The organism is Aquiflexum sp. (genome assembly GCF_977115555.1).
In genome coordinates this window covers 1-8,168 of record NZ_CDSBKL010000173.1, presented here as the reverse complement: position 1 = coordinate 8,168, position 8,168 = coordinate 1, and the positions used below count along the sequence as shown (strand labels likewise).

The window sequence follows — 8,168 nt, the reverse complement described above, 5'->3', positions numbered from 1 at the left end:
GCACAAAAGATGGATTTCTTTTGTGCCTTTTGTGGTATTGAGCGAAGCAAAGTCTTAGAATAAGCCCAATTGGTCTTTGTCTTCGTCTTTTTTGATTTTGAATTCGACAGTAGAACCGATTTCGAGGTCTTCCTCTGCTTCTGTTGTATCTGTTTCTTCTTTCGGGTCGGTGTCTTCTTTGGAATCAGACTCTTCTTCCGGTTCGGAAGTGTTGGTGTTGCTTTCTATCAGAACCAATTCCAATACCGGGTAGGATGACAGTTTATTTCCTATAGCCTTCCATCCTTTGACATCGATCAGGATATCCAAGTCAAATTCCTGTTCCTCTTTCTCTTTTCCTTTTTGAAGGACGGCTTTCACCTGAGGTTGTTTGTCGGTGGAGACGATCTTCAGGAAGGATTGTTTATGGTCTGAAATGAGATTGAATTTCTTGTTGATCGTGGTCGTTTCGATCAGGAAGCGTTTGACAAAATAGGTTTTTGTTGCTCCGTCAAAGTAAACTGCCGAGATCACTTTTTCAGGATCAAATTTTTGGATCAGGACCACTTCATTTGCTTCATACCTGTTGGTAAGTTCAAAGGTAGTCAGTTCGTAATCCCCGTTTTTGTAGAATACGATGATCCTGTCTTCGCCGAGGAAATTGCCGATTTTGCGTCCTCTTTGGTCAGTATTGAGTCTGCCGATGGAGGCATCGAAATAAATGTCCAAACCTCCCAAAGTGGATGTTCCGGCCATTTTCCATTGTATTTTTCGGACAGGATATTTGGTCAGGATATTTCCGCCGTCTGCCCTGCCTTTGATCTGGATGGTGCTGAAGTCAAAATCAAAAACCTTGATCTTTGCTTTTGCGCCTTGCGTCAGGTAGATGGTGATGATTTCTGCTTCGCCGTTGGGGTTTGCGGTCAGGTACATGACTTTGGAACCTTTTGTACCTTTGGTCAGGTCATATTCACGGTCTCTCGTCACCCCAATTACCTGAAAACGCTTTACCATCGCCTTGCCTGATTCACCATCAAGGTAGACCATGTTGTATACCATGCGTTCGTCGCCCTTGCGGAAGATGGCGACATGAAGGATGTCTTTGCCCACAAATCCCTTTTCTTGGATTTTGGTTACAACGCAATTGCCGTCCCTTCTGAAGACAATTACATCGTCCAAATCGGAACAATCGCAGACGAACTCGTCTTTTTTCAAGCCAAAACCCACAAAACCATCGGCCCTGTTGACATACAATTTGGCATTATTTGCCGCTACAACAGTAGCTTGGATGGTATCAAAAGCCCTGATTTCGGTTTTCCTTTCACGGCCTTTGCCATATTTGTCCAAAAGGTTTTGATAGTATTGGATCGCGTAATCGGTCAGGTGTCTCAAATGGTGGTTGACTTCTTTGAGCTCTTCCTGAAGTCTTCTCATGAGTTCGTCTGCCTTGAAAGCATCAAACTTCGAGATCCGCTTGATTTTGATTTCGGTCAGCCTGACGATATCCTCGGTGGTGATTTCCCTGTAGAAATCAGGCTTGAAAGGTTCCAATCCTTTGTCGATTGTTTGGATGACAGCATCCCAGGTTTCGCATTCTTCAATATCCCGGTAAATCCTGTTTTCGATAAAGATTTTCTCAAGAGAAGAAAAAAGTAATTTCTCCATCAACTCAGCCTTACGAATTTCAAGCTCCTTTTTAAGAAGGGCTTTGGTCTGCTTGGTATTGTATTCCAAAATGTCATTGACAGATAAGAAAACAGGCTTGTCGTTGATAATTACACAGGCATTGGGAGAGATACTGACCTCACAATCCGTAAAGGCATAAAGTGCATCAATCGTCATATCGGGAGACTGACCGGGTGCCAATTGGATCTGGATCTCTACATCTTTGGCGGTGTTGTCCACCACTTTTTTGATCTTTATCTTTCCCTTGTCATTGGCTTTGATGATGGATTCGATCAAAGAATTGGTAGTAGTACCGAATGGTATATCTTTGATCAACAGGGTTTTATTGTCTTCCTCTTCAATTCTTGCTCTTACTTTTATCCTTCCACCGCGGACACCTTCATTATATTCCGCAAAGTCAGCCATTCCTCCTGTGGGAAAGTCAGGAAGGATATGTGTTCTTTCGCCTTTAAGGATTTGAATCGATCCCAAGATCAGTTCGCAAAAGTTGTGTGGAAGGATTTTGGTAGAAAGTCCTACTGCAATACCTTCTACTCCCTGAGCCAAAAGCAGAGGGAATTTTACGGGAAGGGTGACGGGTTCTCTTTTTCTCCCATCATAGGAAAGCTGCCATTCTGTGGTCTGTGGATTGAAGACTACCTCCAGGGCAAATTTGGAAAGCCTTGCTTCAATATACCTTGCAGCTGCGGCTCCGTCACCGGTCCTGATATCTCCCCAATTACCCTGGGTTTCTATCAGGAGGTCTTTTTGTCCCATGTTGACGATCGCATCTCCAATGGAAGCATCTCCATGTGGGTGGTATTGCATGGATTGGCCGATGATGTTGGCTACTTTGTTGAAACGGCCATCATCCATTTCCTTCATGGCGTGAAGGATGCGGCGCTGCACAGGCTTGAGGCCATCTTCAATGGCAGGTACTGCCCTTTCCAAAATCACGTAGGAGGCGTAATCCAAAAACCAGTCCTTGTACATTCCTGTTACAGGCAATGATTCATGCAGACTTCCGTCTTTTCCTTCGGGAATATCGTTGATTATATCGCTCATGCTTTGTTTTGAAAGGTTTGATGGACAAGAGCCATCAAAATTGGGTTAAAGTTTTGAATCTTCGGCTTGGGTCAAATGGAAGACTTTAGGCCGCCTCATTCTCCTCTTCCTGCTTTTTAGAAGGGTCATCAAAAACTATGTCTTTTTCTATTTTAAGGTTGTCGATGATAAAGGTCTGCCTGTCCGGTGTATTTTTACCCATATAGAAATTGAGCAATTCCACGATTTTTGTTTCTTTCTTGAGGATGATAGGTTCCAAGCGGATGTCATCCCCGATGAATTTGCCAAACTCCTCCGGAGAAATTTCTCCCAAACCTTTGAATCGTGTTATTTCGGCAGTTTTCCCTATTTTATGGATTGCCCTTTGTCTTTCCTCATCGGTATAGCAGTAGATGGTTTCCTTTTTGTTTCTTACCCTGAATAAGGGTGTATCCAAAATATAAAGGTGGCCGTTTTTGACCAAATCCGGGAAGAATTGGAGGAAATAGGTCATGATAAGCAGTCTGATGTGCATGCCATCGACATCGGCATCTGTGGAGATGACGATTTTCCTGAAACGGAGATTTTCTATGCCGTCCTCAATATTGAGAGCATGCTGCAGGAGGTTGAATTCCTCATTTTCATAGACCACCTTTTTGGTCATGCCATAGCAGTTCAAAGGCTTACCTCTGAGAGAAAACACCGCCTGAGTCTGCACATCACGGGATTTTGTGATCGAACCGGAGGCCGAGTCACCTTCAGTGATAAATAGCATGGTTTTGTTTTTTTGCTCTTCATCACCTTTGGGGTCGTCATAGTGAACACGGCAATCTCTCAGTTTTTTATTGTGCAGATTGGCTTTTTTTGCCCTTTCGTTGGCCAATTTCTTGATGCCGGAGATTTCTTTTCTTTCTCTTTCGGACTGCAAAATTCTTTTGAGCAAAGCGTCTGCCACAGCCGGGTTTTTATGCAGGTAATTGTCCAGTTCTGTTTTGACAAAGTCATTGACAAAGGTCCTCAGTGTAGGTCCGTCTGGTCCGATGGATTGGGAACCCAATTTGGTTTTTGTCTGGGATTCAAAGACGGGTTCCATGACACGGACAGCAACAGCAGCCACGACACTTCCCCTGATATCTGAGGCATCATATTCTTTTTTATAAAATTCCCTGATGGTCTTTACGATAGCCTCTCTGAAAGCAGCAAGGTGGGTTCCTCCCTGGGTGGTATACTGCCCATTCACGAAGGAATAATATTCCTCTCCATATTGGTTGGAGTGCGTGAGGGCTATTTCTATGTCGTTTCCTTTGAGGTGGATGATCGGATATCTGATGCTCTCCTCATCTACTTTTCTCATCAAGAGGTCATAAAGGCCTCTTTCCGAGAAAAATTTCTTGCCGTTATAATTGATCGTCAGGCCTGCGTTGAGGAAGGCGTAATTCCAGATCTGGTTTTCGAGGTATTCAGGGATAAAGTGGTAATTCTTGAATACACCTGCATCAGGAGAGAAAACGACTTTTGTGCCGTTTCTTTCGCTTGTTTTTTCTATTGGGCGGTCTTCGACCAAAATCCCTTTTTCAAACTGTGCGACTTTTGTTTCTCCATCTCTGTAAGACTGCACTTTGAAAAAATCGGAAAGGGCATTGACCGCTTTGGTACCGACACCGTTAAGCCCCACGGATTTTTGGAATGCTCCTGAATCGTATTTTCCCCCTGTATTGATTTTGGACACACAGTCGATGACTTTGCCCAATGGGATACCACGGCCATAATCCCGGACTTCAACTTTGTGTTCTGATATTTTGATGTCGATGGTCCTGCCATAGCCCATCATATGTTCATCGATGCTGTTATCGAGGACTTCTTTGACCAAAACATATATCCCGTCATCCTGGGCACTTCCGTCTCCTAGTTTTCCGATGTACATACCCGGTCTGAGCCTGATATGTTCCCTCCAATCCAAGGACTTGATGCTGTCTTCGGTGTATTTTACGTTTTCTGCCATGAAAATTTAATATTGGTATTTTGGTTAAACGGTACTGTTATTTCTGATTGCATTGAATTTCTGCAACAATATCCAAAACAAAGCGATAATCCAAACCGCAAAAAGAATAGGAATCAGATAAAAGAAGAAAGAATAACTGCCTGATCCGATTTCGTTTTGGTTATTGATGGCATGGATAAATAAGCTCATGATTGCCAAGGAAATATTGACAACTCCTGTAAAGCTGTATATCCAAGTAAGTATGTAATCCCTAAAGATATCTCCGGTAGGAAATAATTGCTTAAGTGTTTTGGTACTTTTGTTTTCAACCAGTTTGGCAGGTGTGATCAAAGTAAAGTTCAAAACTGCAAAGAGTATGATACCTATGTAAAAATAAGTACTTCTTGAAAATTCCTTGACGGCATACCCGTTTTCATCGAGTTCGTAGGCCACAAAATCCGGCATAGCCGAATAGAAATACAGGAAGGTGAATAAAAACAGGAGCACTGAAATGAAATGAAATACTTTTCCGAATCGGTAATACATAAAACTAGTTGATTTTGGACGCTAATATAAAGATTAATGATGGTACAAATCCGAAACTGTTTTTTCCTTTTTGGGTTTTTATAGGTAGATTTCCTGACCGAAAACCCAAATAGCTGACAGTAAGATGAATTTGAGTCCCGTAGTAATCGCCATTCCGATGTACTTTATCCTGATGGGGATAGAGTTGCTCGTTTTGAGGTTCCAGAAAAGCCCAACTTATAGATTGAACGATGCCATCACTAACATTAACCTTGGAGTAGTCTCACAGGTTTCAGGGGTATTTCTCAAAGTGCTTTCCATAGGCATTTACACTTTCTTTTTTGAAAAGTTCGGTTTGTTTGAGATTCCCAACAATGTGTGGACTTTCTTTATCTTATTTTTCCTTTATGACTTGTGCTATTACTGGGCACATAGACTGAGTCATGAGATCAACCTGTTTTGGGGCGGGCATGTGGTTCATCATTCTTCAGAGGAATACAATCTGTCTGTTGCCCTAAGGCAAAGCTCCACCCAAACCATCTGGACATTTATGTTTTATCTTCCTTTGGCAATCATCGGATTTGATCCTGTGATGTTGGTTTTGGTCTCAGGAATAAACTTATTATATCAATTTTGGATTCATACTGAGGCGATCGACAGGATGGGTTTTTTGGAAAAATTCATGAATACCCCCTCCCACCACAGGGTGCACCATGGACGTAATCCAAAATACATTGACAAAAACCACGGAGGAACATTTATCATTTTTGACAAATGGTTTGGCACTTTTCAGGAAGAGGAAGAAAGGCCGACTTATGGGATCACCACGCCTGTTCGAAGTTGGAATCCGGTCTGGGTGAATATTTCTCATTATGCCACCATGAAAGAGGAATTGAAGATGATTCCCAATTTGAAAGATAAAGTCAGGTACCTGTTCAACAAGCCGGGATGGCTACCAGAGTATCTCGGTGGTTACCGCACTGTCAAGGATGTGGGACCTGATTACAAAAAATTCGATACCACTGTTCCTTTACCGCTCAACTATTACGTTTTCTTCCAATATGTTGTGTTGATGGGATTGACTGCTTTTTTTCTCTTTAATCTGGGTAAATTTGACTGGATGGTCAAAGTCGGACTTTCTGTATTGATTATTTGGAGTACGGTAAGTTTCTCCGGAATTTTTGAGCAGAAAAAATGGTATCACGTCCAGGAAATCCTCAGGGTAGCAGTGTTTGTCCTGGCAAATTGGTTTATTTTGCGGGAATTGGCATCGGATAACATATCCATGGTATTGCTTTCAATCTTTGCTGCAGTCTCCTATTTTTGGCTTTGGTTCAATTATGGAGCCGTGAAAAATTTCCAAAAATCAGTCAATCAAACCCCTCAAAATGCGTAAAGTATCCCTTCTTGTTTTTGGAATAATATCATTTGCAATTCTTTTTTCCGCTTGTTCCGGCAAAGTAGACCTCAAAAATGTAAATCTTGAAAACTGGAAGAAAGACAGAGATGGCTGTACCGGACTAAGGATGCAGGAATTGGAAGCTTTCAGGGTTGTGAAAAATGATTTACTTGGCAAGGACAACCAATCCATCATCAAGACATTTGGAAGACCTGACAAAGTCGAATTGACTGACAGGAGCCAATCCTTTTTTATCTATTTTATCGATCCCTCACCATCCTGCCCAAATGTGGACCCTAATGATGAACTCCCGATGAAAGTCATGCTAAGAATGAATGCCTACAGCAGGGTAAGTGAGGTGGTGATCAGTAGGTTGGATCCTTGAGAAACTGGTTAAAGGTTAATTGGATAGAGGTTAAAAGGTTGGGAAAATTCAAAAGTTTAAGGGTTGGCAAAGACTGAAATTTCGAATTATCGATATTCATTGATATTTGATATTTATGGATATTGCTTCAGATATTTTCTCTTGTTCCAATTATATCCTCAAAAAATCTGACAGGTAATTTTTTATTTAGAAATTATCCAAAAAAAAAAGGTTTTAAGGCTGTAAAACCTTAAAACCTTCTAACATTTTAATCTTAAAAACCTTCATTTATCCTCCATAAAGCACAAAGCCGCTGCGCCAAGTGTTCCGGCATTGTTGGCCAAAGTGGCCCTTACCAATTGGAGGTCTTTCACATAGTATGGCGTCAAATATTGTCTGACGGTTTTGTCTAAAGAAGGCATCATGAATTCCAATCCTGCTGATATTCCCCCTCCAAAGTAAACATGTGTCACATCTAGGATTCTGATTGTAGATACGATGGCTTCACCCAATATTCTTGCTACTTCTTCAAATACCATCAAAGAAACCTCATTTCCCGCTTTTGCAGTATCTACCAATAAGTGGGTACCCGGTTCCTTATCTATCAATTCGCCTGCGAGTCTTGGATATCCCTGAACAAAACGCTCCATGATTTTGAGAATTCCATTCCTTCCTACCAATTTTTCCAGCCCTTCATTTCCGCGGGAAAGCATGTGTCCCATTTCCATCGCATTTCCTCTTGATCCTTTGAAGATTTCTCCATCCAAAACCAATGCACTACCGATTCCTGTTCCCATGGTGATAAAGAGGAAGTTTTCGGGAGGATTGTTTTTCCCATACCTGTATTCCCCGATTGCGGCAGCGGCGGCATCATTTTCCAGATAAAAAGAAATACCCGGATATTTTTTCTCGAGTTCACCCTTAAGGTTAAAGCCGTTGAGGTCAGGAATTGCAGGAATTTCCAGCGTGGTGGTCCTGTCTTTGGAAATCAGACCAGGTAATCCTATGCCGACCTTCTTGACTTCCGGATATTTATTCAAAATATCGACCATATTGTCCGTAAAACAGACATTGAAACCCTTTGGATCATCACGATAGGGTGCGGTATCAATTTTGTCAAACGAAACAATTTCTCCCAGTTTGTTGACAAGACCGATTTTTAAATGGGTTCCACCGACATGAATACCCAAAAAATGCTCCTCTTCTTTGTT

At 41.9% G+C, this 8,168-nt stretch carries 6 protein-coding genes; 2 read left to right on the top strand and 4 right to left on the bottom strand.

Features of this window, described 5'->3' with window-relative positions; genetic code table 11:
- Nucleotides 1–54 precede the first annotated feature (54 nt).
- From ACZFYI_RS11425 to ACZFYI_RS11415, 3 genes are all read right to left on the bottom strand, one after another.
- Entirely contained in the window at nucleotides 55–2,709 is a 2,655-nt protein-coding gene (locus tag ACZFYI_RS11425) for a DNA gyrase/topoisomerase IV subunit A (RefSeq protein WP_462524260.1), read from the bottom strand.
- An 85-nt stretch (nucleotides 2,710–2,794) separates the two neighbouring features.
- Nucleotides 2,795–4,690, bottom strand: coding sequence for a DNA topoisomerase IV subunit B (locus ACZFYI_RS11420; protein WP_462524259.1), 1,896 nt, complete (start codon nucleotides 4,688–4,690; stop codon nucleotides 2,795–2,797).
- A 24-nt stretch (nucleotides 4,691–4,714) separates the two neighbouring features.
- Entirely contained in the window at nucleotides 4,715–5,215 is a 501-nt protein-coding gene (locus ACZFYI_RS11415) for a DNA topoisomerase IV (RefSeq protein ID WP_462524258.1), read from the bottom strand.
- Between the two features lie 124 nt (nucleotides 5,216–5,339).
- On the opposite strand from ACZFYI_RS11415, the gene ACZFYI_RS11410 reads away from it, so the two are divergent.
- Both ACZFYI_RS11410 and ACZFYI_RS11405 read left to right on the top strand, forming a co-directional pair.
- Nucleotides 5,340–6,590: a sterol desaturase family protein gene (locus ACZFYI_RS11410; RefSeq protein ID WP_462524257.1), complete on the top strand. Its 1,251-nt coding sequence runs from the start codon at nucleotides 5,340–5,342 to the stop codon at nucleotides 6,588–6,590.
- Complete coding sequence (locus ACZFYI_RS11405; RefSeq protein ID WP_462524256.1) at nucleotides 6,583–6,978, top strand: hypothetical protein; 396 nt, start codon at nucleotides 6,583–6,585, stop codon at nucleotides 6,976–6,978. The genes ACZFYI_RS11410 and ACZFYI_RS11405 overlap by 8 nt, the downstream gene beginning before the upstream one ends.
- Before the next feature lie 263 nt (nucleotides 6,979–7,241).
- Here the strand turns inward: ACZFYI_RS11405 and ACZFYI_RS11400 are convergent.
- A partial coding sequence (locus ACZFYI_RS11400; protein ID WP_462524255.1) for an ROK family protein occupies nucleotides 7,242–8,168 on the bottom strand: 927 nt, incomplete at its 5' end.

What these genes read in the sequence shown, in the direction of transcription:
- ACZFYI_RS11425 (WP_462524260.1), bottom strand. Translation starts at nt 2,709, where the DNA reads ATGAGCGATATAATCAACGATATTCCCGAAGGAAAAGACGGAAGTCTG.
- ACZFYI_RS11420 (WP_462524259.1), bottom strand. Translation starts at nt 4,690, where the DNA reads ATGGCAGAAAACGTAAAATACACCGAAGACAGCATCAAGTCCTTGGAT.
- ACZFYI_RS11415 (WP_462524258.1), bottom strand. Translation starts at nt 5,215, where the DNA reads ATGTATTACCGATTCGGAAAAGTATTTCATTTCATTTCAGTGCTCCTG.
- ACZFYI_RS11410 (WP_462524257.1), top strand. Translation starts at nt 5,340, where the DNA reads ATGAATTTGAGTCCCGTAGTAATCGCCATTCCGATGTACTTTATCCTG.
- ACZFYI_RS11405 (WP_462524256.1), top strand. Translation starts at nt 6,583, where the DNA reads ATGCGTAAAGTATCCCTTCTTGTTTTTGGAATAATATCATTTGCAATT.